The organism is Salinisphaera sp. SPP-AMP-43 (assembly GCF_049568105.1).
Taxonomy (GTDB): domain Bacteria; phylum Pseudomonadota; class Gammaproteobacteria; order Nevskiales; family Salinisphaeraceae; genus Salinisphaera.
The window spans coordinates 2,592,878-2,616,345 of sequence record NZ_CP145335.1; the positions used below are offsets into that span (position 1 = coordinate 2,592,878).

Consider the following 23,468-nt stretch of genomic DNA (forward strand, 5'->3'; position numbering starts at 1 on the left):
ATGTACGAGATTCCGTAATTGCGGGTCAAGACATTCCGTAGCGCCTTTCCGTTTTAATGCCGTAATGAGCGAAAAAACCTTCAACACGGTTGGCGAGCGCGTTAAGTACGCGCGCAAGGAAGCCGGAATGTCGGTCGTCGATTTGGCGCAGAAGACAAAGCTTGCGCGGACAACGATCTACGACCTTGAGCGCGGGGACTCGAAGTCTACGACTCGGCTGCCGGCGATCGCCGCGGCCACCGGGTTCAATGCAACCTGGCTCGAAACCGGTTACGGTCTAATGCGGGGGATGAAAGACAGGGGGGCGACACGCAGTGAATTATCAGGTGATAATTTCCGACCCGCGCGCTCGCCGGTACGGTGGGCGCCTATCGTAAGCTTTGCCGAGGCCGGCAACTGGGCCGAGGTCATAGATGCTTACGAGCCCGGCGATTCAGAGCATCACTTCCCGGTTCCGCCGGGCGTTAAATGCAGCGCCAGTTCATTCTGGACCGAGCTCTCGGGCCTATCAATGGTGAACACCATTGGCGGCGGGAACAGCTTCCCACCGGGTTCCTTCGTGTTGATCGATCCAGAGGTTCGCGATGCCATTACCGGCCGATTCGTTCTCGCACGTCTCAACGACGACAGTTACGAAGCGACGTTCAAACGCCTGAACGTCGAGGGCTCCCAGTTCTACCTCGAACCGCTGAATACGCAGTATCCAGTGATCGAGATCGCCAGCGATTCTCAGATCATTGGCACCATGAAAAGCGCGCTGCTCGTGCCGTGACCAAAACTCAGGCTGTCATCGCATCCGGCGCGATCGCCTTGTGCGCGATGTTCGCTTATAGGCCGGCATTGTTCGGTTTCTACGGCTTCTCTCGTGCTCAGTGCGTGTTCCTGTTTACGCCCTCGGCAGCGACCGCCACGCAGGCGGAAATCATCTACAGCGAATGCCGCGCTGTTCATCCTGTCGCCCCGCCTGCTGTGACTGCTGGCCGCGATCTGCTGCCCGAACTAAACGATCAGACGCCCGCGCAGGCGTTCGGGCTAGGCGCTAAACACCCGGATTCAAAGCGCCCGTAATCCCACCCTAAAGAAATTTGCCCAAATTTTACGGAATACCGTTGACACCGTTACGACTTCGCCGTACGGTTTTCCGTAACAGCGCAACACGGCCCGCCGATGTGCTGGACCTTCAACACCGAGGGCAACAATGAACACGATCCATAACAAGAGACCCGATCACCGCCCGGCCGCCGAGTGCGACGCCGATCCGGCCACGCTGTTGGCGATCCTTGCCGGTATCGGCATGGCCTGGGGCCTGTTCGAGATCACCATTGGTGCGATCTGTGCCCTCGTCGGGGGTGCGTGATGAGCACACAGATGCGAAATCGGCATATCGATCAAGCTACAAACCGAGATCACGGTCCGGCGATATGGGTACAGGACCGCGCTCCCAGCTTGTCGATGTGTGCCCGTACTGGACAACCGTGTGAGCAATGCCCGCGGCAGGCCGTTGAACGCGTTCCGTCGGATGGTTACCGCCATTGCATGCGCGTCACGATGCAGTGCGAGCACTGTGCCAGCCGATATCCGCTGATCGATCGCATGACGCCGGCCGAGCTGCGGCAGCACGTGCCCGACTGCTCCGAAGAAATCTATCGGGCGTCAGTTGCGGCTCACGAAGTCGTGCCCGACACGACCTATACGGCCGACCTAATTCGCGCATCAGCAGACAGCAGCTACATGCGATCGCTGTGCCGTCGCCTGATCGATGAGCGCTGGACGCTGACGCCGGAAAGGCGAAACGAAGTGGCCGCCGCGATCGCCGGCGAGTTGATTCGCGCGGCAACAACTGTGGTGCGTGATAAGGGGCTGGCGCGATGAAACACCGCTACGACAGCCGAGCTTGGTCCAATGAGCGACGGCGGGAAGAAACGGCTGACGCAATCGGATGCTGCGCCCTGCTCTTGCTGATCATCGTGATCGTCATGGCCTGGTGCGCCGAGCACAACCCGCGCGAACAGGTGGCCAAGGACTACGCGCCGACCTGTCAAACGGTCAGCGAAACACAGGGCTTTTGCCCGCACTGATCATTAGTTTGGCCGGCCCGGTCATCGCGAGTTGTGCCCTCGGCTCGCGTCCCCTCCCCTCCTCGCCGGGCCGGCCTTTTTTATCGAGGGCATAGCGATTTACGAGAGGCGCACTATGAGTGACAACCGGAACAACACAGGCCAAGGCCGCAGCGGCGGCCAAAAAAAGCTAGTCGAACGGATCGGCGATAAGTATGGCGTCGACGCGAACAAAATGCTGTCGACGCTGACCGCAACGGCATTTCGGCAGAAGAACGATCAGCCCATCAGCAATGAACAGATGATGGCGCTGTTGGTCGTGGCTGATCAGTACAACTTGAATCCGTTCACGAAAGAGATCTATGCCTTCCCCGATAAGAACGCGGGCATCGTGCCGATCGTGGGCGTCGACGGCTGGTCGCGAATCATCAACGAGCGCGACGCTTTCGACGGCATGGATTTCGAGGCCAGTGACGAGTTCATCGAGATCGACAAGCACCACAAGAAATGCCCCGAGTACATCACGTGCCGCATGTACCGGAAGGACCGCAGCCGCCCTGTCGAGATCACTGAATATCTCGACGAGGTTTACCGCCCACCGTTCATGAAAAACGACCGCCCAATGATCGGGCCGTGGCAGTCGCACACCAAGCGATTCCTGCGGCACAAGGCCATGATCCAGTGCGCCCGTCTGGCGTTTGGCTTCGTCGGCATCTTCGACCAAGACGAGGCCGAGCGGATCGTGCAGGGCGATGTGGTCAGCAGCGAGCGCAACGGCCCTGCACCGGCCGAGCGTCAGGCGCCGGCGGCTGCCGATCGCACGCTCAATGAAGACCAGCAGCAGCAGATCGCCGAGGCCATCGAGACCCACGGCGCGGACGAGCCTGCCCTGCTCGAACAGCTTGGCGTGGCATCCATCGACCAGATCCCCGTTGACCGCTTCCCGCTCGTCATGGGCCGCATCCGATCTGCGCAGACCGAGGACGCATAAACATGGAACAAGAACTGATCATCAGTCACGAGGCGCCCGCCATCAACGCGAACTTCGACGAGGTGGCAGCGGCACTTGACACAGAGCTTGAACGGTATACGTCGCTCGTTGTCACGCCGGACAACATTCAGGACGCGAAGAAAGCCGCGGCCGAGCTGAATAAGTACGCAGGCACGATCGACGCAAAACGCAAGGAGACCGTTTCCGAAGTCTCGGCACCGATCAAGGCATTCGAAAGCCAGATGAAAGACCTGCGCGAGCGGTGCAAGACCGCCCGCCAGGGCATCGTCGATCAAGTCGCGCAATACGAGGATCAGGTTAAAGCGCAGGCCAACCAGCTACTGAACAGCCGACGAACCGATCTGTGGAGCCAGCACGAGGTGCGCATCGACTACCAGCGCACCACGATCGACGATCTTGTGAAGCTCGGCAGCGTCACGGGCAAAGGCAATCTCGCCAAAGCCGCCCGCGAAACGCTCGAGTCCCGAGTCAAGGACGACCGCGCGCTGCAGGACACGGTAGACCGCCGAATGCTCGAGCTTGAGCGCGATAGCTACAAGGCCGGGCTCGATGCGCCGCTGACATGGGAAAACGTCGCCCACTTCATCGAGGACGAGGCCGAGACGTACCGCGAGCGTCTGGCGGCTGTCATGTCGGCCGAGATCAAGCGCGAGGAAAAAGCCGAGGCTCACCGCCGCGAGAAAGCCGAGCGCGAGGCCAAGGTGGCAGCTGAGGCCCAGGCCCAGAGCGACAGCCGCGACGCAGCCCAGCGGGCCGAGGCCGATGTAGCGGCATCCGCCGAACGCGCGGCCCAGGCCGACACGCCGGCTCCGGAGGTGGTCAACGGCGATCACGCGTGGCGCATGACGGTCGTGTTTGATATCAGCACGCCGGCCGATAAGAACATCAGCCCGGAAAAGCTCAAGACCCACGTATCAAACCGGCTGAAAGACGCCGGCATCCCCGAGCCGAGCTACATGGAGGCGCATCGTGTGGAGTCTTGATATCGACGACGACGGCGCCGTGGCCGACGCTCCGGCCGACGCCGATGTGCAGATCCTGGACGTGGAACAAAACACCGAGGCGTGGCGGCTGGCCCGTTTGGGCATCCCGACCGCGAGCGCGTTCCACAAAGCGGTATCCGCCGGGCGGGCGGATCAGCCGAGCGCGATCCGTCGGCGCTACATGATGCAGCTTCTGGGCGAGCGCCTGACCGGCACGCTGGCGGCCGAATTCGACACACCCGAGACAGAGCGCGGACACCACGACGAGGACGTTGCGGCCAACGATTACGCGTTCCAGCAAAACGTGCGCGTCGAGACGATCGGCTTCATGCGGCGCGGCGCGCTCGGCGCGAGCCCGGATCGCGTGATCGTCGGCAAGCGCGGGATTGTCGAGATCAAGAGCAAGAAGCCTGAGCTGCACCTGGACGTGCTGACCCGTGGCGAGCTGCCCGGCGAACACCGGGCGCAGGTTCAAGGCGCACTCATGGTCTCCGGTTATGAATTCTGCGACTTCGTGAGCTATTGCCGCGGCCTGCCGCTTTTCGTGCGACGCGTCGAGCGTGACGAGCAGTACATCGACTGGCTGCGTGGCGAAGTCGACCAGTTCAATCGCGAGCTCGACGCCCTTGAGCGTCACATGCTCGATCGCTACTACGGCGGCGCCCGGGCCGCTTAAAGGGAATCATCATGGCTAGCAGAGGCATCAACAAAGCGATCATCGTCGGAAATCTCGGCGCCGATCCGGAAACTCGCTACACCGCGGGCGGTACGGCCGTTACCAACGTGAACATCGCGACGTCCGAAACCTGGCGCGACAAGTCGTCCGGCGAGCAACAAGAAAAAACGGAATGGCACCGCGTGGTGTTTTTCGCACGCCTGGCCGAAGTCGCCGGCGAATACTTGCGCAAGGGCTCGAAGGTCTATGTCGAGGGTCGAATTCAGACGCGTAAATGGCAAAGCCAAGACGGTCAGGATCGCTACACGACCGAAATCGTGGCTAATGAGATGCAGATGCTCGACGGCAAGCCCCAGGGCAATGCCGGACAACAGAGCCGTGCGAACAATCAGGCCCAGAGCCATGGCGCGACCAGCCGCGGCAGCGGGCCGGCGCGCGGTGGCCAAGGCCAAGCAGGCGGCTATCCGCAATCGCATGGGCCGCAAGGTGCCGGCCCGAACCTACCGGCCGGAGACCCCGGTTTCGATGACGACCTCGACGACGACATTCCATTTTGAGGAACCGAACCATGCCCAAGTCTTTCGACAACGTCGCCGGCCTGCTCGAGCAGTGGGGACGCGAGCGAAAAATCACTACCAATGGCACGATCGCTGGCCAGCTCACCAAGGGCATCGAGGAAGCCAACGAGGGCTTGCGCTCGATAACTGCCCTAGAGGCCGGTGAAATCGACCACGCCACATTCGACGAGCGCATCGAAGACGATCTCGGTGACTTCGGCGTGACGTTCCTGATGGCGTGCTTCGCCGCTGGCAAGGATCCGGTGCAGATGCTCTACGTAGCGCATCGCGAGATCCGCGACCGCACCGGCGAGCTCGGCGCGGACGGCATCTTCTATAAGGACGTGTAGCCATGCGGGAAGATATCCAAAGATACCCGCTGCAATGGCCAGCTACTCGCCCGCGAACGCCCGGCCATGAACGAGAGGTAGCGCGGTTCGGCAAGCGAAACTCAGCTGGCTGGGGCAACAAGTCCCTGTCGATCGCCGAAGCCCGCGACCGCGTACTGTCCGAACTCGACAAGATCACGCCGCACGGCAAAGCCTGGCGAGTGCCGCCAGACAGCATCGTGATATCTACGAACGTGCCGACTCGCCGCGATGGCCTGCCCTATTCCAATGCGCGCGAGCCAGATGATCCGGGCGTGTGCGTGTACTTCACGATCGACGGCGAAGACCGCTGCGCGCCGTGCGACAAGTGGACTCGCGTCGCTGACAACCTGGCCGCGATCGCCAAGAACATCGAAGCCGACCGCGGCAAAGAGCGCTGGGGCGTGTCGTCGATGGTGGAGTCTTATCCGCACCCGGCGCTCCCGAGCCCGGACCAGGCCGGCAGCGAGCACTGGTCAGACATTCTCGGCGTACAGGCCGATATTGCGACAGACGATGAAATATACGTCGCGTATCTGTCGGCCCGTCGTGCCGCCCATCCTGATTCTGGTGGCAGCAGCGAGGCGTTTCACCGGGTACAGCGCGCTTGGCAACAAGCCAAGCAGGAGCGTGGGCTGTGATTAAGACGTTTTGCGATCAATGCGGAGCCGAGATCGATATTAGCAATCAGTTTAGTGGAGCCCAAACCAAAGTAGGCAGCGGCGATAAGCAAACCACGGTCAGCATCACCTTGCGTGGAGGCAGCAATCAGTATTGCAGGAGCTGCGTGTTCAGCTCCATTGACCGAATAGACCCGCGGGATTAAAGAGCGCTAGCCATGAGCGATATACCAGAACGCGAAAACCGCGCCGCCGAGGCCAAACGGATGGCGCTGACCGATAAAGGCATGCAGCGCATCGGCTGGATATTCAACGATCCCACTACAAATCGGCGCGCCACGCTCGACTATTTCGGCCGCGTGCAGTGGTGGGAGATCGATGGATCGGGTCGGATGCATAACCAAGCCGAGCGCATTGCCGAGCTTCAAGCCGAGCGCGACGAGATTATCGATTCGCAAAACAGCGCATGGGGGCGAGTCAACGAGCTTAAAATCGAGCGTGCCAATATCCGGGCCGAGCGGGACAAGGCCTATACGCTGTCGGCAGATCAGGAGGCGCGTATCGCCGAGCTTGAGGCCGAGAACATGCGGCTGGCTGACTCGCGCCACGGCCCCCAGGCGTGCGGCGAACACCCCGCGCCCTGCGCCCGTCATTGCGAGGCGTCTGCATTCAACGCCGAGATACGGCAACTGAAGGCCGAAAACGAGCGGCTGCGGTCGGTATTGACCGAACTGGCGGGTGCGGAATCTGACGAGTACATGGGCCTGAACAGCGAGGGCAAAGATGAGTGACACAGCAAAAGCCCCTGAACTATGGGATGTTCAGCAGATCGCCGCGTTCTACCGCCAGAGCGTTAAGCAGGCCCGCGATCGCACGACCCACAAGCCAGGCTTCCCGAAACCGATACGCGGCTCGGAGCGGCCGAAGCTGTACGTGGCGCAGGAAGTCATGGACTACGCGCTCAATCGAGACGCTGGGCAATCTCGCTCGCGGTCGCGCGGTAGTAGCGCGTGAGCATCGACAGGTCTCGATGGCCCGTCATGCGGGCGAGATCATGTATATCGAGGCGTTTGGCAAGCCGCGTTATCGCCGTCGCGCGGCTATCGTGGAACGTAAACGCCTCAGACAGTCCCGCTTTGCGCCGTATGCGCCGGAACGTGGCGTCCATCGTGCCGGACGTTACCGGGAACGGCTCATCTGGATCCATCGCCGCCAATATCTCGACCGCAGCCGTCGTCAGCGGAACTTGCCGGCGGCGTCCGTTTTTCGTTTCCGGCAGGTCAACGTACCGCTCGGCCAGATGAATCTGCGGTCCGCGTAGCCCACGAATCTCCCCGGCCCGCATCGCAGTTTCGAGCGCCAGATCGAATGCCGCCGCCACGACCTGTTGTGTCGTCCGTGGCTCCATCCCACGCCAGTACCCGGCCGCCTCCTTGACGGACGCCGCCTGATCCTCCGATATCAGTTGCTCGCGCGGCGGCGGGTTGGCAGGTCTAGACACATCTTTCAACGGGTTCGACGTGATCCAGCGCCATTCTCGGCGCGCGATTTCGAATACGCTGTTGAGAAGATTGAAGTCTCGCCGCAGCGACGACGCCGCGACTTTCGTCAGCCGCTGGTCACGCCAAGTCGCTAGATCATTAGGCGTCACATCGTCGATCGCCTTGCCTGAAAACGCCATGCTTGACTCGAACGCGTCGAGCCTCAGTCGCTCCCAGCGCGCGCCCTTCTTCTTCGAGCTCACATCCCTTGAATAGCGCTGCATTGCCTGGGCAAGCGTGTGCTGCCCCATTGGTCGACCCGACTCGATGTCGGCCTCGATCTCGTCAGCCCAGTATTTCGCCGCCGCTTTGGTCGAGAAGGTTCGCGATCGATAGATGCCGCGCTTTCGAATCTCGACGTACCAGCCGCCGCTGCGTTTTCTATAGCTCGCCAATGACGTAATCCGTGACGCAATGCTGTGCGGCACATTAAGTCATAGACGACGCTATGCGGCATAGCGCGGTTTTGCAATTTATAGAAATGGCTTTTAAAACAGTCTCTTGAGGCATATTGTGGTGTAAGGATATACAGCGAGACAGCGCGCCCGCGTCCTCTCCCCGGCACCATACGAAAGGCCTAGAGCGATTCGGTATCCGCTCTGGGCCTTTTTTTTGCACTGCGGCCAACCTCGATCCCACAGTGCGCGAATCGGCGTTACGCCTTGCCGTCATCCACGAGTACTCGCCCTGTTTGTGCTTTTGCGCAACGCTTTCCCGATATCGTCTGCGATGCGCCCGCAGCGTTGGCCCGCGCCGCAATGTGGCGCTCCTAGGTGCTGCCATAGCCTGCGCCGCCGACCCGGGTGATCGTCGACACAAACCGCCGGGCGGCTCGCGGGCCGACTGGCGCCATCGGCCTAAGACCGAGATCGGCAATCGAGCGCCCAGCCATAAAGGATGGTGTCCCGATCCAGGCCGTCGCTCGGGAAAAGCCGATCGTCGTGAAAACGAAAAACCTGCTGTGCACGCCGGACCATAACGTAGGCGCTGGGATATTGCGTGAGTGCCGGCCGAAACACATCGACGCGGTGTATGACATAGGCTCCGAGAGGCGGCTCGTAATCGAGCACGACATCGACTCCGTGGCGGCACAGATAAGGCTGTATATTCGATGCATTCTCGAGCTCATCCAGATAACGCCGGTCCATGACCAGCCCTTCCATCTGGAAGATATTGTTCGTACCTAGAAAATAAGCCAGCGATCCAGCCCGATCGCCCATCGCGAGACGCATCGAGCGCAGCCGGGGCTTTTCTTTGTCGACAAACCGATGGTTCACTGCGACAAAGCCGCTCTGTATCTCGATCGTGGCGTTGGCGACGCCGTAGAACGGCAGCAGCGCGGCTGCCCCCAGCCATAGGGTCGTCGCTTTCAGCCGGGACGACAGGCGAGGCGTTATCGCTGTCTTGAAAAAAAAACACAGGCTCAAGACCAGAAAACCGTTCGGATAGCCATACCAGCCCCAGGTCCGCCAGCTGGACAGGAAAACGAGCTTCACGAGATAGAGGCCGCCCCCTGCGATGCACGCCAACATCAGCAGGCGTGCCCGACGCCACATAGACCGATGGCGTATCGCATGCGCTCGATAGCCGAGCAGCACTAGGCTGCCTACCATCACACCGATGACCAACGTCGTCGGCGACATGGTGATCAGATTGGTTACGAATCCACCGACATCATCGGTAAGGATGTTCTGTTCGATGAACAGCGAATTGATCTGCAGGCCACCCAGCGCTTTCACTGCCCCGGATATCGGCAATGCGATACCGAACACGGCGTAGTTGACAACAGCATAGGCACCGCCCAGCAGCAGATAACTGCAGCCGGCAACGAGCTTGCCGAACCGGCTGTAATCCGGGGCCAGGCATAGCGCCGGTAGTGCGATGAGCGCGAAATCGATACGGGCTGCCATCCCCAGAACGAGCAGTACGCTGCCAATGAATAACGAGGCGGCATCATGCCGTGGGCTGATATACAGAACACATAGCGCCCAGGTCCCCAAAAACAGAACGAGCCCGGATTCCATACCAGTGAATGCGGATGTGCCCCGAAATGGCAACCAGATCAACACAGCTATGCAGAGCGCGCCGCGCCATGTTCGGGGGCGAAGATAAAAAAGCACGACCCAGATCGTCGCCGAGCTCAGGATGATCCCCAGCGCAACGATCAGTTTCTCGTGTAGCCCGACGGTAAAACCGAGCAGGCTCAGTATGCCCAGCCAGAGCGGATGATAGCCGTTGGTCAGCGTATGGCCGTAGAACGCACTCGTAAAATCGCCGGCCATGCGTTCTGCCACCACGAGATAGTAGTAGGCATCGTCGGCCAGCAACGGCTCGGTCGGCCAGGCCACCCGGACGAGCATCGGCAATACCAGCATGCCGATCGCGATACCGAGATCGCGTATTCCCTGGCGGCCCCGTGCCGGTCCCGTCGTGCGATCGAGGCCTTGAGCGATAGCCGTCGTGCGAAATGCCGGTTGTCGCATGATCGAGTGCCCTCGACAAACACTTCCCCCGCTATAACGCCGATGTCTTTTTGTTATTTTTTATATCCAAACGCAACTTTCAACTTCCCCGGCATGCACAGGTTTATTGTGCAAAATCCGAACTCTTCCGATCTCAGCGCTGGCAAGCCTCGGGGCGATCCCATCCAGCCGTAGCCAGGGCCATCCGCGCCTGCTGATCGCGCGCATAGACGCGCCGTTTGGGCCGTTGGATCGCTGAACGTGGGTCTTTTGCGAACCCGGTCAGGGAGACGTTTCGAAGTTTTGCGGATACAGCTTGTGCAACGCCGGTACGAGTCGATCACCCAACCGCTGGCGGCTCGCGAATCGCACGACCTGGCACCGTCCATCGGCAGAGCATCGGCGCCTGTCGTACCGCGGTCGTCGCAGGCGGTATTCACGCGTATCGTGTCATAACGACGGGGCGTGGGGGTTCGATGTGGGAGACGCCGATAGTCGCGGTTTTACGCTGCTGGAGCTGCTCGTCACGATGGCTGTAGCGGTCATCCTAGTGACCGTTGCCGTACCGTCGTATCGGGGCATCGTCGCGCGCAATACGCTCGCGGCCAACGTCAACGATCTGATCGGCGCCTTGAACTATGCCCGCAGCGAGGCCGTCAGCCGTGGGCGTACGGTGTATGTCTGCGCCAGTCATGACCAGCGCAGCTGTAGCCACGACGGCGATTGGAGTCGAGGCTGGCTGGTCTATGCGCCCGACCCGCGGTACGCCGACGACCAACCCAATGCCGACAATCGCCTGAGAGTGCACGGCGCCACCGGCTCCGGGTTTGCCGTGACCAGCGCCGACCCCTCGCCGCTCAGTTTCAACGCCAACGGGTTCGCGATCTCCGGGCGTACTTTCGAAGCCCGGAGCGACGACACAGCCACGACCATCGCGGTCGCCTCCAGCGGCCGCGTCGAGGCGCAATCATGACCGCCCGGCAGACCGGTTTCACCCTACTCGAAGCCCTGGTCGCCCTGGTCGTGATTTCGATTGGCCTGCTCGGCCTACTGGGCCTACAGACGGTGGCGTTGGTCAACACCCAGGTGTCGCAGTCGCAAACCGCTGCCAATATCGCTGCCGACGATATCGCCGGCCGGATGCGTGCGAACCCATCGACCGCCGCAGCGGCGGTCTACGCCTCGATTCGTGCCAACACCTCGAGCACCCTACCGAGCATCTCCTGTGCCGGGCCCGAAGCCGCATGCACCGCTGCCCAGATGGCCCGTTTCGATGCCTGGGAATGGCAACAGAACGTCTCGGCTCGTCTGCCGGATGGCGCTGGATCGGTCGATTGCCGCGAAACCGGAACGGTCGACGGCACGACGCGCTGCCGGGTCTATGCCATTACCGTGTCCTGGGCCGGCCGCAGCGGGCCGGAGAACGCCGACGGCGCGACCGGCCAGACCAACTGTCCGGATAGCCCGAGCGAGGGCAGTCGCACGCGTCGCTGTTTCAGAATCGAGGTGCAACCATGAGCCGAACACCGGCTGCCCACGGCCAGCGGGGCTTCACACTGGTCGAACTCATGGTGGCTTTGGTTATCGGGCTGCTGTTGTTGGCCGGCGTGCTACAGATTCTGTTGAGCAACCGGGCCAGCTTCGATGCCCAGCGTGCAACCGCGCACCTGCAAGAAAACGTGCGATACAGCGATTTCTTGATTTCCCATGCCATCGCGCATGCCGGTTATCGCACCCAGCTGGATCGCAGCCTGGGCCGAATCTTTCCGCCGAGCGAGGGTGCGGCGCCCCGGTACGCCGCGCGCGCTTATATCACCGGCCAGACGGGATCGGGCACTGAGAGCGACGAACTGCGTATACGGTTCCAGGCTGAAGGCGGAGTACGCGACTGTCTGGGCGGGCAAGTCGGCGCCGTGGGCGTTCCCGAGACGAGCGATTTCAAGTTCTATGTCAACGCCAACCGCTCGCTGCTTTGTCAGAAATACCATATGGATGGCACGCCCGCGGGCGTAGCCCAGCCGATCGTCGAAAATGTGGATCGCTTCAACGTTCGCTACGGCTTGCAGGTCAGTGATACGCCGTTGCGTTATCGCTATGTGGATACGCTCGATAACGGCCAGGCGGCCAATGTGCGCAGCGTTCGCATCCAGCTGCTGATGCATAGCCGGGACGACGATCCTGCGTTGTCCTCGCCCATAAAGCGCGATTACACCTTCGCCGACGGCCAGACGATCCAGATCGACGATCGCCGTGCCTATGTATTTCTAGACCGGACCATTGCGATCGAGAACCCCCCCCAATGAGTGGTTATTGCCAACATCGTCGGTGCGGCCATGCGCACCGCAATGGCCAGACCGGCTTCATCCTGGTGACAAGCCTGGTCTTTCTCGTGCTGCTGACGTTATTAGCGGTTTCCGCGATCAATTCCTCGACGCTGCAGCAGCGCATGGCTTCGAACCAGCGCGAGAAGTCGAAAGCATTGAACGCCGCCGACTCGGCCTTGGTCCATGTTGAACGGATTCTCGCAACCGATGATTTTGTGCGCTGCAACGCTGCGTTCGCTGGCGCACCAAACGATGCAAACCCGGATTCGCCGTGCCATAGCTACCAATCCCAGGTCGATGTGGCCGTAGCGGGCGTGAAACCATCAGCCTCGCCCGACTATTTCATGTCCGACGCGTTCTGGAATCGGCCCGAAATCGGCCATTACACCAACGATGCCGAGTTGAACGTCGACTACATGGTCGAAAACCTCAGCGGCCAGGCAAGCCATGATCTCGATGCCGGCAAACTCGCCGATACGCAGTTGTTCCGCATCACGGCCCGGGCGCGCGGACGCGCTCCGGCCGCGCGGGCTGTCGTCCAAAGCGTCTATCAGGTCTCGAGATAGGACTGCCATGAGCGACTTCGGGTACCCAAAAGGCCGGCGCATGATCGCCTGGCTGCTGATCGCCATCGCCCTGGCGGCGAGCTCGAGCGTCGCCTCGGCCGAGCCGCATCTGAATCTGACTGACCAGCCGGTGGTCACCGGCTCCAGTCTGGCGCCGAATATCCTAGTCGCGGTCGATGATTCCGGTTCCATGGATTTTGAAACGCTGTTCCCCACCGATAACGGTCTGCTGTTCTGGAACGAGGCTAATCAATCCTTCGGCACCGGACGCGGCTATGTCCAGAACGGCAACACGGCCTACGCCTATTTGTTCCCGAACGGCTACAACGGCTGCTATAACGGGGCATGCCAAGCTCGGGATCGCCGAATCTACAACAACTATCTGGCGCTGCCGCCAATCCCGTCGCTGGGCTTTGCCCGCGACCCGGAGTTCAATAAAGCCTACTTCAATCCGGCCACCCGCTACTCGCCTTGGGTCGGCCGCGACCCGGCGCCCCCGAGCGCGGCCTATTACGACCCCGAAGTACGCTCGGCCACGCTCGATCTAACCACCAGCCGCGAATCCATTGCCGATGGCGAAACATTCGACTTTCAGCCCGGCATGGTCTTGCCGCAAGGACTCGTCTATTACCATACGGTGACCACTGCCCAGGGCACGACCACGGTCAACAACGTCTGTTATCGCTCAGCCGGCGATTACTATCTGCCCAACCTGCTGGAACTTCTGTTTCGCAGCTGCGGCCGTTACGGCTATGTGTACCGCGCCTCGGCGCAGGTCAACAGCGGCGCCACCACGTCGACCGGTTTCTACCCGGCCGATAACGATCGCACCATCACGACAAACACCTCGTTGGGGGTGGCCTACTTTCCGGCCACGTTCTATCTCGAACAGAGTACTGCCCTGCCGGCCGGCTTTGGCTGGAAATCCAGCGCGCCCCGAATTGCCGGCCGCGGCCCGAACGGTGAAGCTCTCTACGGCTACGAAATCAGGCCCGACAACTTCACATCCGAAGCAGCCTATCGAGATGCGATACAGAATTTCGCGAACTGGTTCAGCTATTACCGGAAACGCAGTCTAGCCATTCGAGGCGGCATCACCGCCGCTTTCGACCAGATTGGCCGGGTACGCGTGGGCAGCTGCACCATCACCCAGGCCGAGGCGCGACTTTCCGGCGCCGCAGCAGGCAACCACTACCTCACGATGACATCGTTGGCCAACGGCAATAACGCGTCCAACAGCACACGCCGTGATTTCTACGAGTCCATCTACGGACTGGATTTCAGCGAAGCACGCGGCACGCCGAACCGGCCGGCGCTCTACTATCTCGGCCGCGAACTGGAAAACAACCCCGATATCATTCAGTCGCCTTGCCAGCGCAACTATGCCCTGTTGTTCACCGATGGCTACAACAGTGGCTCGGTCTCGGGGGTCGGCAACGTCGATACGGCCTATGGCCGCAGCGCGCACTCGCCGATTCCTGATGCCTACAGCAACACCATGGCCGACATCGCCATGCGCTTTTATCAAGAGCTCGACCCGCCGGATCACATCGACTCGGTCGCTGCCCTGCCAACGCCAGACGGTTGCCCGGCCGACGAATCGGTGGACTGCGTCACCCGACCGCATATGACGACCTTCGGGGTCACATTGGGCCAACAGGGTTATATCTTCGACAACGAGGCATTCGCCACCGAAAACCAAGACCCGTATACGCATCCCCCGGCGTGGTATCTGCGCTCGAGCAACGTCAACAACCGATTTACCTTCGGCGACCTACCCACCGGCGGGCCGCAGGAAATAGACGATCTCTGGCACGCAGCCATCAACTCGCGCGGTGCGTTACTGAATGCGGCCTCGCCGCAGGAGCTGGCCAGCAAGTTCAGCGCCGCACTCAACCAAATTCTGGGCCGCGGTGAATCCTTGGCCAATGCGGCCAGCAACAGCACCTCGCTGACCCGTGACGCCGTCATCTATCAGACGCGCTATCAAACCGGCCCGTGGCGCGGCGACCTGATCGCCTACAGTGCCCAGTCCGGCTCGACCAGCGAATCCGGCCGCCTCTGGAGCGCGGCCGAACAGCTCAATGCCTTGTCCAGCGACAGGCGTACCGTGATCACGGCCCTGCGTAGCGGCAACGCAACCACCGGCGGCGATATTCGTGGTATCCCCTTCCGAGCCGAGGCGCTCAACGATGCCGGCATCGAGGGGTTGGACGCCACCACAATCGCTTATTTGCGGGGCAATCGCAGCCAAGAACAGCAGAACTCCGGCAATCTGCGCAATCGCGGCAGCACTGTACTGGGCGACATCATCCACTCGGTGCCGACCTATGTCGGCGCGCCGCAGCCACTGCGCTACGCTGGCACCTGGCAAGACCAATTGCACCCCGAACTCAGCCCGGCCGAGAATACCGGCCAGGCGTATTACGGCTCGGGCGACGGCACGAGCTTCGTCGACCAACAGACCGAGCGCCCGCCGATGGTCTATGTCGGCGCCAACGATGGCATGCTGCATGGCTTTTATGCCGGCCCGGACAGCGGTGATGACCGTCATACCCCGGGCCAGGAATGGCTGGCCTATATCCCGAACGTGCTGCTCGGCTCGCTGGCCGCTGGCGAGGATGCACTCACCCGTCCCGCATATATTCATCGATCCTTTGTCGACGGCCAGATGACCAGCGCGCCCGCCTATTTCAATGCGCAATGGCATACGATGCTGGTTGGTAGCCTGCGTAACGGCGGCAATACCATCTATGCACTGGATATCACCGATCCAACGAATTTCGCCGAAACCTCGGCGGCCAGCCTAGTGCGCTGGGAGTTCAAGGCGCCCGGTCTTGGCCAGACCTTTGGCAAGCCCGCCATCGTGCGTCTGCACAGCGGCCGTTGGGCCGCGGTATTCGGCAATGGCTACAACAGCGACGGCTATGGCGCGTCGTTGTATGTCGTCGATCTCGCCGACGGCCACCAGATCGCTCATATCACCACCGGCGCCCGGCCCAGCGGCAACGAGTCTGGCAACGGTCTGGCCACACCGGTGCCAGCCGATCTCGACGGCGACCATATCACCGACTATATCTATGCCGGTGACCTGTACGGCAACGTCTGGCGATTCGATCTTACGTCGGCCTCACCAAGCCTTTGGTCGGCGAGCCGGCTGTTCCAGGCCACGCGCAATAATCAGCTGCAGCCCATCACCACACAGATCCAGGTCGCGCCCCACCCCGACGGCCTCGATTACGGTGTGATGCTCTATTTCGGCACGGGCCAGGACATCGAGCCGCTGGATGGAGATGCCACGGCCACGCCCAACAGTTTCTACGGCGTCTGGGATGCCGACGTATTCACCTACGATGCACCGAACACGGTCCAGACCCGGCCGGAACGCTGGTCGGTCCAACGCGCCCAGCTGGTCACCCAAACGGTCGGCGAGATCGCGGTCGACGACGGCGTATCCGGGCTGAACTACCGCACCGTGAGCGACAATCCCGTGCACTACATCGATGGCAACGGTGCCTTTGCTGACCGCGGCTGGGTGATCGAGCTCCCTGCCGCCAGTGGCGAAGCGGTGCTCAGCGACCCCGCAATCATCGACGACAACATCCAGTTTTCCACGACCGTCATCAACCGAAGCAGCTGTACGCTGACCAGCAGCGGTTTTTTCATGGCCGTTGATCGCGGCAACGGCGGTGCTCCCCAGCGCCGGTTGTTCGACAGCAACGGCGATGCACGCATCGACGAAGCCGATACCCTGGGCGTGGCCGGCATCGGCTTCGGCACCCGCGGCTCGCCGGGCAGCGGCCCGACCTTAACGGATTCGAACAACGGCACGCGCGTGTTCAAAGTGCCGATGAGCAACGGCGGCGCCACAACTATATCGGTAACCAACGACGCAGACACAGGGCGTCGTTCCTGGCACGAGATTCGAAGATGAAACATACGGCAAACGCCTGCCCGCGGCCTGGTCATAGCCTGGCCCGCGCCAAAGGCTTCACCCTGATCGAGCTGATGATCGTGGTCGCGATTATCGGCATTCTGGCGGCGATCGCCTATCCGAACTATGTCGACTATATCCGGAGCGCTCGGCGCGCCGACGCCAAGAGCTTGATACTACGGGCCGCCAATCAGGAAGAAAAAATCTATACCCAGACCAATGCCTATACCAGCGGCATGGATCGGCTGGGCCTACCGTCGCAGACCGACAACCAAGCCTATGCCGTGGCCGCCCAGGCCAGCGGGAGCAACGATCAGACGTTTCGTATCACCGCGACCGCGATCGGCGATCAGGTCAACGACGAATGCCGCGTATTCAGCATCGACCAAACCGGCGCCAAGACCGCCTGGTCCGGCACACAGACCGGCCAAGGCGATGACGTCTCCGACGAGTGCTGGTAACTCAGGCTCTTTTTGAGGCCGGCCAGAGCATATCGACAGCGATCAAGACCGCGCCCACGCAGATCGCACAGTCGGCCAAATTGAACGCCGGATAGTGCCAGGCGCCGATATGGAAATCGACGAAATCCACGACATAGCTGCGAGTCGCGCGATCGATCGCATTGCCCAACGCGCCCCCGGCCACCAGGCTGAGGGCGGCTGCCAGCAGACGGTTGTCATAGGGATGACGCCGCATCCAGACCAGAATGCCCAGCACCACCACCACGCTCAGGCCAACGAATAGCCAAGGCGTTGCCCCACGCAGCATCGAAAAGGCGGCCCCGGTGTTATGGACCAGCGTGAGATTCAGCCAGTCGAACAAGGGGAGCGACTCGTAGAGCGCGAAGTGGTTAACGACCAACTGTTTGGTGACTTGGTCGGCCGCAATCACCAGTACCGACAACCACAACCAGTGGACATTCTGCATGTCGAAGCCGCGCTCGGCACCGGCCTGCTCTCGAGACTGACTCATGGCGAACTCGGTTTGATCAACAGACGTCGCACCTCGGCTACGTCCTGATGCATCTGTTGGGTCAGCGCATCCAGAGAATCGTAGTTTTCCTCTGGGCGCACGAAATACTGAAAGGATACGTCAATACGCTGGCCGTATAAATCACCGGCAAAATCCAGCAGATAGATCTCGAGCAACTCCTCACGCCCGTTGACCGCCGGGCGAACCCCGAAACTAGCAGCGCCGGCGTATTCACGACCATCGGCGAGCCACACGGCAACGGCGTAGACACCATAACGCAGCGCTGCCGGGCGCCGAAGCCGTAGGTTAGCGGTCGGGAAACCGAGCGTCCGCCCGAGCTGTTCGCCGCCGACCACCCGCTCGTTGACGCGATACGGCCGACCCAGCAGTCGGGCCGCGGTTTCGACCTCGCCATCCTGCAACGCATGGCGAACCCGCGTCGAACTCACCCGGGCCCCATCGACGCAGACATCCGGCACGGGCAGCAACTCGATGTCGCGTTCGGCGGCGAAGGCCTTGAGCGTATCGACATCGCCGGCGCGCCGATGGCCAAAGCGGAAATCGTGGCCCACCAGAATCGCGCGGGCGCCGAGCCGCCGATCGATCAGATCATCGAGAAAGGCCTGCGGCGACAGATTGGCAAAATCGCGATCGAAACGCGCCCGCACAAAGATATCGATGCCGAGCATCGCCGCGTCGGCCATTTTCTCGTGCAGCGATGACAACCGGGGCGGCGGATCATCCGGCATGAAAAACGCCCTTGGTGCCGGCTCGAAGGTCATCAGCGCCGCCGGCACCCCGAGCTCCTGGCCGCGAGCACGTACCCGCTCGATCACGGCCTGATGACCAAGATGTAGACCGTCGAAATTGCCAATGGTCAGCACGCAGCCGCTGGCCTGAGGTGCAGACCGGCGGATTGAACGAATCACCTGCATGGCCGAACACTCCCATTGCCCGGCCAACCGGCGGGCCGCTGCATGGGCGATGCAGACCATGAACTCGTCGCGCTCAGCGAGCGCGGCGTGTCGGCAATTGCCATTATCGCCTCTCTATCAGGGCTGTCGGATGGCGCTGCAGCAAGTCTTCCTTGGTCGATATCTATGCTCCCTGGTGCAGGCGCAGGTGGGTCGGGCGAAGTCCCAGCGCACCGAGCACGGCAAAATATACCGCCACCCCGGTGCCGATCCAGAGCGCAAGCCAGGCCACCCGGGTGATCGCGGACTGTGCAACCCAGACCATCATGCCTGGGGCACCGATATGCAATACGGCTGCCATGATGAGACTGCCGATCGCCGCCCGCAGCAGCAGCACTCCCCAGCCGCTGCCGGGCTGATAGGTGCCGCTGGCGCGCAGATTACGATACAACAAGCCAGCGTTGACAAAAGCCCCCAGCGATCCGGCCAGGGCCAGGCCGGCATGCGGGGCCGGCCAGTCCATCCACTCGAAGAGACCGACGAACAGTAGGTTCATGGCCATCGCACTGATCATCGAGATCACGCCGCAGCGTACCGGGGTGCGGGAGTCCTCGCGCGAATAAAAACCAGTCACTAACACCTTGACCAGTGAAAACCCCATAAAGCCGAATGAATAGGCCATCAGCGCGTACTGGCTCATCAAGGCATCGTGGATATCGAAGGATCGATAGTTGAACAAGGTGGCCACCAGAGGCCCGGCCAGCACGAACAGACCCACCATGGCCGGCAGACCGAGCACGACCAGCAGCTTCAACGCCCAGTCGAGGGTCTGCGAGAACGCCTGTCGCGACTGGCTGGCATGCCGTGCCGACAGGGTCGGCAGAATCACCGTGGCGATCGCTACCGAGAATATACCGAGCGGAAACTCCATCAGCCGATCGGCATAGTACAGCCAACTCACACTGCCCGCGGCCAGAAACGAGGCCACGATCGTATCCAGCAACAGCATGATTTGGGCAACCGACGAACCGAACATGATCGGCAGCATCAAGCGCAGGATGCGTCGGACCTTTTCATCCGCCCAGCCCCAGCGCGGCCGCGGCAGCCGATCCAGCCGGATCAGAAACGGCAGCTGAAAAGCCAGCTGCGCAGCACCGGCCATGAACACCCCGATCGCGAGCGCGATCTGAGGCTGGGCGAACAGCGGCGAAAGCCCCAGCGCAGCCCCGATCATGCAGATATTGAGCAATACCGGGGTCACCGCCGGCACCGCGAACCGGCCGTAGGTATTGAGAATGCCGCCTGCCAGCGCAGTTAACGAAATGAACAGCAGATAAGGAAAGGTAATACGCAGCAGCGCGACCGCCAGATCGAACTGGTCTTCGGAGCCGGCGAAACCGGGCGCGAATACATAGATCAGCACCGGGGCAGCCACAACCCCGACCACTGTCAATCCAGCCAGGATCACGCCCAGCGTGCCGGCGACCGTCGAGATCAGGGCTTTGACCGCCTGCTCATCTTCCTGGTCGCGGGTGGCCGACAATACCGGCACGAACGACTGCGCGAAGGCCCCTTCGGCAAACAGGCGACGCAGGAAATTGGGGATTTTGAACGCCACCAGAAAAGCGTCCATGGCCGGCCCAGCGCCGAACATGATCGCAAGCACCACGTCGCGGACGAAGCCCAAAATACGAGAGCAGAACGTCATCGCGCTGACGACGCCAGTCGAACGAGCCAGAGAGGCAGCCATACAGGGTTGCGGGAAGGCGAAACGCTGCGCACTATAGCGGGTAATCGGGCGACGCCGAAAGATCGCCTTGCAAGTTGACAGAAATCCAGATTGGCCGCATAATCGCGCGCCTTTCCGGCATCCAACCGAACATTTCAGGAGCTGTCCGTGGCGAATACTGCCCAAGCCCGCAAACGCGTCCGCCAAGCCACCGAGCATCGTCAGCGCAACATGGCGCAGCGTTCGCTCGTGCGCACGCACATCAAGAAGGTGCAGAAGGCCATCGCCGCGAACGATCTGCCCGCTGCCCAGGAAGCGTTCAAAAACGCCAAGCCGATCATCGATCGTATGGCGGGCAAAGGCCAGATCCATGGCAACAAAGCGGCCCGTCATAAATCGCGCCTGAACGCGCAGATCAAGACGATGGCGCAGCAAGCCTAAGATAGGCTACAGCTTGCAATAAAAAGCCCGCCAATCGGCGGGCTTTTTTTATGGGTATCATTTCGGCGCGACAGCGTGGACGGCGCGTTTAATCGTGATCGCCCAGCGTGACCAGATTGTCGCGATGAATCAATTCCGGCTCGCGGTCGTAGCCCAGCACTTCTGCAATATGCTCGCTGGACTTCTGCATGAGCAATGTGGCCTCACGCGCATCGTAGTTGGCCAACCCCTGGGCCACCTCGCGACCATCCGGGCCGAGACAGGCAATCAGGTCGCCCCGACGGAAATGCCCCTCGACGGCGGTGATACCGATCGGCAACAGACTGCGCCCTGCTTCGCGCAATACCTGGGCCGCGCCGGCATCGACGTGTACCCGACCTCGCACCCGGCGCTGGCCCGCTAGCCAGTTCTTCCGGGCGGCACGCCGCCGCCCCGGCCTAGGCAACAACAAAGTGCCGATCACCTCGCCGGCCACAACCCGGGCCAGCACATTTGGCAGCAGACCATCGGCGATCACCGTCAGCGCACCGGAGTCGGCAGCCTGCCGAGCGGCGCCGATCTTGGTCGCCATACCGCCGCGGCCAAGCGCCCCACCGCTCGCGCCAGCGACCTCGAGCAGTTCCGGCGCATAGGCTTCGGCCTGGCCGATCAAGCGCGCCCCGGCATCGATGCGTGGGTCGGCATCATAGACGCCGGACTGATCGGTGAGGATGATCAGCCCGTCGGCATCCAGCAGATTCACGGCCAGCGCAGCGAGTGTGTCATTGTCGCCGACCCGAATCTCGTCCATGGCGATCGCATCGTTCTCATTGACGATCGGCACGACCCCCAGCCCGAGTAGCGTCATCAACGTGCGCCGCGCGTTCAGATAGCGTCCGCGGTGGGCTACGTCGTCATGAGTCAACAGAACCTGGGCGGTCCGCCGGCCGAATTGGGCAAAACTCTGGCTATAGGCCTCGACCAGGCCGGCCTGGCCTACCGAGGCCGCCGCCTGCAACGCGTCCAGGCGGCTCGGCCGCGATTGCCAGCCCAGCCGAACCAGGCCTTCGGCCACCGCGCCTGAGGACACCAAAACGACTTCACTGCCATCGTCGCAGAGCAATGCGATCTGACGCGCCCATTCGGCCAGCCGTTCGCGCTCGATGCCTCGGCCGTCGTTGGTCAGCAGCGCACTGCCGATCTTGACGACCCAACGCTTCGCCCGCGTTACCGGCTCACGAGAGCTCATCGCTATCGTCGATCGTGGACGTGGCATCGTCGTCCTCGGCTGCGACCTGGGCCTCGATTGCGTCCATAGCCTCGTTAATCAGCCCGTTGAGCGAGTTCGGGTCGATCGCTGAAATGGCATAGATCGGGCCTTGCCAATCGAGTTCCTCGATAACCCGCTGGCGCAGCGTATCGACTTCGGCCGGATCGAGTGCATCGATCTTGTTGAGCAACAGCCAGCGCGGCCGCGTCGCCAACGCCGGATTAAAGCGCTGTAACTCGTCCGCGATGGTCCGAATCTGTTCGATCGGATCACGCCCTTCGATGTCCACGGCATCCACCAGGTGGAACAGCAGCCGGGTGCGCTGGACATGACGCAGGAAACGATGCCCAAGCCCCACGCCTTCGGCAGCGCCTTCGATCAGCCCGGGCAAGTCGACCAGCGTAAAGCTGCGCAACGGGCCGGCGCTGACCACGCCGACCTGCGGCTGCAGCGTTGTGAACGGGTAGTTCGCGATGCGCGGACGTGCCGCAGAAATCGAGGACAGCAGCGTCGATTTGCCGGCATTGGGCAACCCAACCAGGCCGACGTCGGCCAGCAACTTCAACTCCAGACGCAATTCGCGAATTTCACCCGGGGTGCCGTCGGTCGTCTTGCGCGGCGCCTGATTCGTGCTCGATTTGAACCGCGCATTACCCAGGCCGTGATAGCCCCCCTGGGCCACACAGAGTGTCTCGCCGTCCTTGGTGAGATCCCCGATCAGCTCATCGGTTTCCCGGGCATAGCACAGGGTGCCGACCGGCACCGGCAGATAGCGGTCGCCGCCTTTGGCCCCGGTCCGATTCTTGCCGGCCCCGTTGGCGCCCCGTTCTGCCTTGAATACGCGGTTGATCCGGTAATCATAGAGCGTGTTGAGGTTATGATCGGCAACCAGGTAGACGCTGCCGCCATCTCCCCCGTCGCCACCATCCGGTCCACCGTGGGGTACGTATTTTTCGCGCCGGAAACTCAGGCAGCCATGGCCACCGTCGCCGGCTTCTACCCGCAGATTGGCTTCATCAACGAATTTCATTCAATCGGTCCTCTGCGCCCGATAATCCGCTCA

Annotated in this window: 26 protein-coding genes; 19 read left to right on the forward strand and 7 right to left on the reverse strand. The window is 61.7% G+C overall.

Annotated features, from left to right (window positions below; translation table 11 throughout):
• Positions 1 to 64 precede the first annotated feature (64 nt).
• The 12 genes from V5738_RS11085 (at position 65) to V5738_RS11140 (ending at position 7,064) form a co-directional block, all read left to right on the forward strand.
• Positions 65 to 772 (forward strand): LexA family protein, encoded by a 708-nt coding sequence (locus tag V5738_RS11085; RefSeq protein WP_423820868.1) that lies wholly within the window; start codon positions 65 to 67, stop codon positions 770 to 772.
• A complete protein-coding gene (locus tag V5738_RS11090; RefSeq protein WP_423820869.1) occupies positions 769 to 1,068 on the forward strand; it encodes a hypothetical protein in 300 nt (99 codons plus the stop codon). The genes V5738_RS11085 and V5738_RS11090 overlap by 4 nt, the downstream gene beginning before the upstream one ends.
• 130 nt (positions 1,069 to 1,198) lie before the next feature.
• Positions 1,199 to 1,357, forward strand: coding sequence for a hypothetical protein (locus V5738_RS11095; RefSeq protein WP_423820870.1), 159 nt, complete (start codon positions 1,199 to 1,201; stop codon positions 1,355 to 1,357).
• A gap of 236 nt (positions 1,358 to 1,593) precedes the next feature.
• Positions 1,594 to 1,872 carry a hypothetical protein gene (locus V5738_RS11100; protein ID WP_423820871.1) on the forward strand — a complete coding sequence of 93 codons (279 nt, stop codon included), beginning with the start codon at positions 1,594 to 1,596 and terminating at the stop codon, positions 1,870 to 1,872.
• Entirely contained in the window at positions 1,869 to 2,078 is a 210-nt protein-coding gene (locus tag V5738_RS11105; protein WP_423820872.1) for a hypothetical protein, read from the forward strand. Before V5738_RS11100 ends, V5738_RS11105 begins: the two co-directional genes overlap by 4 nt.
• 115 nt (positions 2,079 to 2,193) lie before the next feature.
• The gene (bet, locus tag V5738_RS11110) at positions 2,194 to 3,048 is read left to right on the forward strand and encodes a phage recombination protein Bet (RefSeq protein WP_423824170.1); all 855 of its coding nucleotides are present in this window, start codon (positions 2,194 to 2,196) and stop codon (positions 3,046 to 3,048) included.
• Positions 3,049 to 3,050: 2 nt separating this feature from the next.
• On the forward strand, positions 3,051 to 4,052 hold the full coding sequence (locus V5738_RS11115) for a DUF1351 domain-containing protein (RefSeq protein ID WP_423820873.1): 1,002 nt from the start codon (positions 3,051 to 3,053) through the stop codon (positions 4,050 to 4,052).
• Between the two features lie 19 nt (positions 4,053 to 4,071).
• A complete protein-coding gene (locus V5738_RS11120; protein WP_423820874.1) occupies positions 4,072 to 4,728 on the forward strand; it encodes a lambda exonuclease family protein in 657 nt (218 codons plus the stop codon).
• An 11-nt stretch (positions 4,729 to 4,739) separates the two neighbouring features.
• Complete coding sequence (ssb, locus tag V5738_RS11125; protein WP_423820875.1) at positions 4,740 to 5,285, forward strand: single-stranded DNA-binding protein; 546 nt, start codon at positions 4,740 to 4,742, stop codon at positions 5,283 to 5,285.
• Between the two features lie 11 nt (positions 5,286 to 5,296).
• Positions 5,297 to 5,635: a hypothetical protein gene (locus tag V5738_RS11130; RefSeq protein WP_423820876.1), complete on the forward strand. Its 339-nt coding sequence runs from the start codon at positions 5,297 to 5,299 to the stop codon at positions 5,633 to 5,635.
• Positions 5,636 to 5,637: 2 nt separating this feature from the next.
• Entirely contained in the window at positions 5,638 to 6,294 is a 657-nt protein-coding gene (locus V5738_RS11135; RefSeq protein ID WP_423820877.1) for a J domain-containing protein, read from the forward strand.
• A 197-nt stretch (positions 6,295 to 6,491) separates the two neighbouring features.
• Positions 6,492 to 7,064, forward strand: a complete 573-nt coding sequence (locus tag V5738_RS11140; protein WP_423820878.1) for a hypothetical protein — start codon at positions 6,492 to 6,494, stop codon at positions 7,062 to 7,064.
• Between the two features lie 170 nt (positions 7,065 to 7,234).
• On the opposite strand, the gene V5738_RS11145 is transcribed toward V5738_RS11140, so the two are convergent.
• Together V5738_RS11145 and V5738_RS11150 are read right to left on the reverse strand one after the other, a co-directional pair.
• The gene (locus V5738_RS11145) at positions 7,235 to 8,209 is read right to left on the reverse strand and encodes a tyrosine-type recombinase/integrase (RefSeq protein WP_423820879.1); all 975 of its coding nucleotides are present in this window, start codon (positions 8,207 to 8,209) and stop codon (positions 7,235 to 7,237) included.
• A gap of 462 nt (positions 8,210 to 8,671) precedes the next feature.
• Complete coding sequence (locus tag V5738_RS11150) at positions 8,672 to 10,297, reverse strand: hypothetical protein (protein ID WP_423820880.1); 1,626 nt, start codon at positions 10,295 to 10,297, stop codon at positions 8,672 to 8,674.
• Positions 10,298 to 10,754: 457 nt separating this feature from the next.
• On the opposite strand from V5738_RS11150, the gene V5738_RS11155 reads away from it, so the two are divergent.
• From V5738_RS11155 to V5738_RS11180, 6 genes are read left to right on the forward strand one after another with little or no spacing between them, the layout of a single operon-like run.
• Entirely contained in the window at positions 10,755 to 11,249 is a 495-nt protein-coding gene (locus V5738_RS11155) for a GspH/FimT family pseudopilin (protein WP_423820881.1), read from the forward strand.
• Entirely contained in the window at positions 11,246 to 11,794 is a 549-nt protein-coding gene (pilV, locus tag V5738_RS11160) for a type IV pilus modification protein PilV (RefSeq protein WP_423820882.1), read from the forward strand. Before V5738_RS11155 ends, pilV begins: the two co-directional genes overlap by 4 nt.
• The gene (locus V5738_RS11165) at positions 11,791 to 12,579 is read left to right on the forward strand and encodes a PilW family protein (RefSeq protein ID WP_423820883.1); all 789 of its coding nucleotides are present in this window, start codon (positions 11,791 to 11,793) and stop codon (positions 12,577 to 12,579) included. Before pilV ends, V5738_RS11165 begins: the two co-directional genes overlap by 4 nt.
• Positions 12,576 to 13,166: a pilus assembly PilX family protein gene (locus V5738_RS11170; protein ID WP_423820884.1), complete on the forward strand. Its 591-nt coding sequence runs from the start codon at positions 12,576 to 12,578 to the stop codon at positions 13,164 to 13,166. The genes V5738_RS11165 and V5738_RS11170 overlap by 4 nt, the downstream gene beginning before the upstream one ends.
• A gap of 7 nt (positions 13,167 to 13,173) precedes the next feature.
• The gene (locus V5738_RS11175) at positions 13,174 to 17,100 is read left to right on the forward strand and encodes a pilus assembly protein (RefSeq protein WP_423820885.1); all 3,927 of its coding nucleotides are present in this window, start codon (positions 13,174 to 13,176) and stop codon (positions 17,098 to 17,100) included.
• Positions 17,097 to 17,561 carry a type IV pilin protein gene (locus V5738_RS11180; RefSeq protein ID WP_423820886.1) on the forward strand — a complete coding sequence of 155 codons (465 nt, stop codon included), beginning with the start codon at positions 17,097 to 17,099 and terminating at the stop codon, positions 17,559 to 17,561. The genes V5738_RS11175 and V5738_RS11180 overlap by 4 nt, the downstream gene beginning before the upstream one ends.
• Before the next feature lies 1 nt (position 17,562).
• On the opposite strand, the gene lspA is transcribed toward V5738_RS11180, so the two are convergent.
• The 3 genes from lspA to murJ all read right to left on the reverse strand — a co-directional run bounded on the left by lspA (position 17,563) and on the right by murJ (position 20,736).
• The gene (gene lspA / locus V5738_RS11185) at positions 17,563 to 18,072 is read right to left on the reverse strand and encodes a signal peptidase II (RefSeq protein WP_423820887.1); all 510 of its coding nucleotides are present in this window, start codon (positions 18,070 to 18,072) and stop codon (positions 17,563 to 17,565) included.
• Positions 18,069 to 19,067: a bifunctional riboflavin kinase/FAD synthetase gene (locus tag V5738_RS11190; RefSeq protein WP_423820888.1), complete on the reverse strand. Its 999-nt coding sequence runs from the start codon at positions 19,065 to 19,067 to the stop codon at positions 18,069 to 18,071. The genes lspA and V5738_RS11190 overlap by 4 nt, the downstream gene beginning before the upstream one ends.
• A gap of 103 nt (positions 19,068 to 19,170) precedes the next feature.
• On the reverse strand, positions 19,171 to 20,736 hold the full coding sequence (gene murJ / locus V5738_RS11195; RefSeq protein WP_423820889.1) for a murein biosynthesis integral membrane protein MurJ: 1,566 nt from the start codon (positions 20,734 to 20,736) through the stop codon (positions 19,171 to 19,173).
• A 147-nt stretch (positions 20,737 to 20,883) separates the two neighbouring features.
• On the opposite strand from murJ, the gene rpsT reads away from it, so the two are divergent.
• On the forward strand, positions 20,884 to 21,156 hold the full coding sequence (gene rpsT, locus V5738_RS11200; protein WP_423820890.1) for a 30S ribosomal protein S20: 273 nt from the start codon (positions 20,884 to 20,886) through the stop codon (positions 21,154 to 21,156).
• Between the two features lie 88 nt (positions 21,157 to 21,244).
• Here rpsT and proB read toward each other — a convergent pair whose 3' ends face one another.
• Both proB and cgtA read right to left on the reverse strand, forming a co-directional pair.
• Positions 21,245 to 22,384 (reverse strand): glutamate 5-kinase, encoded by a 1,140-nt coding sequence (gene proB, locus V5738_RS11205; protein WP_423820891.1) that lies wholly within the window; start codon positions 22,382 to 22,384, stop codon positions 21,245 to 21,247.
• On the reverse strand, positions 22,371 to 23,435 hold the full coding sequence (gene cgtA / locus V5738_RS11210) for an Obg family GTPase CgtA (RefSeq protein ID WP_423820892.1): 1,065 nt from the start codon (positions 23,433 to 23,435) through the stop codon (positions 22,371 to 22,373). Before cgtA ends, proB begins: the two co-directional genes overlap by 14 nt.
• Positions 23,436 to 23,468 lie beyond the last annotated feature (33 nt).

Excerpts from the sequence above, each read along its gene's own strand:
- V5738_RS11085 (WP_423820868.1), top strand. The coding sequence starts at position 65 with ATGAGCGAAAAAACCTTCAACACGGTTGGCGAGCGCGTTAAGTACGCG.
- V5738_RS11095 (WP_423820870.1), top strand. The coding sequence starts at position 1,199 with ATGAACACGATCCATAACAAGAGACCCGATCACCGCCCGGCCGCCGAG.
- V5738_RS11100 (WP_423820871.1), top strand. The coding sequence starts at position 1,594 with ATGACGCCGGCCGAGCTGCGGCAGCACGTGCCCGACTGCTCCGAAGAA.
- V5738_RS11105 (WP_423820872.1), top strand. The coding sequence starts at position 1,869 with ATGAAACACCGCTACGACAGCCGAGCTTGGTCCAATGAGCGACGGCGG.
- bet (WP_423824170.1), top strand. The coding sequence starts at position 2,194 with ATGAGTGACAACCGGAACAACACAGGCCAAGGCCGCAGCGGCGGCCAA.
- V5738_RS11115 (WP_423820873.1), top strand. The coding sequence starts at position 3,051 with ATGGAACAAGAACTGATCATCAGTCACGAGGCGCCCGCCATCAACGCG.
- ssb (WP_423820875.1), top strand. The coding sequence starts at position 4,740 with ATGGCTAGCAGAGGCATCAACAAAGCGATCATCGTCGGAAATCTCGGC.
- V5738_RS11130 (WP_423820876.1), top strand. The coding sequence starts at position 5,297 with ATGCCCAAGTCTTTCGACAACGTCGCCGGCCTGCTCGAGCAGTGGGGA.
- V5738_RS11135 (WP_423820877.1), top strand. The coding sequence starts at position 5,638 with ATGCGGGAAGATATCCAAAGATACCCGCTGCAATGGCCAGCTACTCGC.
- V5738_RS11140 (WP_423820878.1), top strand. The coding sequence starts at position 6,492 with ATGAGCGATATACCAGAACGCGAAAACCGCGCCGCCGAGGCCAAACGG.
- V5738_RS11150 (WP_423820880.1), bottom strand. The coding sequence starts at position 10,297 with ATGCGACAACCGGCATTTCGCACGACGGCTATCGCTCAAGGCCTCGAT.
- pilV (WP_423820882.1), top strand. The coding sequence starts at position 11,246 with ATGACCGCCCGGCAGACCGGTTTCACCCTACTCGAAGCCCTGGTCGCC.
- V5738_RS11165 (WP_423820883.1), top strand. The coding sequence starts at position 11,791 with ATGAGCCGAACACCGGCTGCCCACGGCCAGCGGGGCTTCACACTGGTC.
- V5738_RS11170 (WP_423820884.1), top strand. The coding sequence starts at position 12,576 with ATGAGTGGTTATTGCCAACATCGTCGGTGCGGCCATGCGCACCGCAAT.
- V5738_RS11175 (WP_423820885.1), top strand. The coding sequence starts at position 13,174 with ATGAGCGACTTCGGGTACCCAAAAGGCCGGCGCATGATCGCCTGGCTG.
- V5738_RS11180 (WP_423820886.1), top strand. The coding sequence starts at position 17,097 with ATGAAACATACGGCAAACGCCTGCCCGCGGCCTGGTCATAGCCTGGCC.
- lspA (WP_423820887.1), bottom strand. The coding sequence starts at position 18,072 with ATGAGTCAGTCTCGAGAGCAGGCCGGTGCCGAGCGCGGCTTCGACATG.
- V5738_RS11190 (WP_423820888.1), bottom strand. The coding sequence starts at position 19,067 with ATGGTCTGCATCGCCCATGCAGCGGCCCGCCGGTTGGCCGGGCAATGG.
- murJ (WP_423820889.1), bottom strand. The coding sequence starts at position 20,736 with ATGGCTGCCTCTCTGGCTCGTTCGACTGGCGTCGTCAGCGCGATGACG.
- proB (WP_423820891.1), bottom strand. The coding sequence starts at position 22,384 with ATGAGCTCTCGTGAGCCGGTAACGCGGGCGAAGCGTTGGGTCGTCAAG.
- cgtA (WP_423820892.1), bottom strand. The coding sequence starts at position 23,435 with ATGAAATTCGTTGATGAAGCCAATCTGCGGGTAGAAGCCGGCGACGGT.